The sequence below is a fragment of the Erythrobacter donghaensis genome (genome assembly GCF_001557325.1).
GTDB classification, from domain to species: Bacteria; Pseudomonadota; Alphaproteobacteria; order Sphingomonadales; family Sphingomonadaceae; genus Erythrobacter; species Erythrobacter donghaensis_B.
This window is the reverse complement of sequence record NZ_LSJS01000003.1, coordinates 1-408: the sequence shown is the minus strand read 5'-3', so window position 1 is coordinate 408 and position 408 is coordinate 1. Positions and strand designations below refer to the sequence as shown.

General features: G+C 65.9%; 1 protein-coding gene. It reads right to left on the bottom strand.

Going from position 1 to position 408, the window contains the following annotated elements; all coding sequences use genetic code 11:
* On the bottom strand, positions 1-408 hold a 408-nt coding region (locus AX692_RS00025; protein ID WP_155646227.1), incomplete at both ends, for an IS66 family transposase.

Below are 408 nucleotides of genomic sequence, written 5' to 3'. Positions count from 1 at the left end.
CGGCAGCGTTGTTCGTCAAGCAGATGCGCCCATTGTCGAGGAACCGGGTGAACGCATCCCAGCGCTTCAGCATGTAGAGGCAGGCCTTGGTCAGATCATGGCCGCGCGACAGCTTGGCGACCTGCTCGGTGAGCCAAGCGTGCAGGTCGGCCATCAGCTGCGCGCTGAGTTCCTGGCGGGTGGCAAGCCGCTCGGCGGGGCTCTTGCCGTTGATGCCGCGCTCGATGTCGAACAGGGCATCGAGACGTTGCACGGCTTCCAGCGCGATCGGATAGACCATGCTGCTGCGCTGGCCGCGGCTCTTCTTGCGGGCCGAGCTGACGACATCGGCGAGCTCGAAGAACTTGCGCCTGGCATGGGCAAAGCAGCCCGCCTCGAGCACGGGACCGGGGTTGCGTCCTTCGCGGT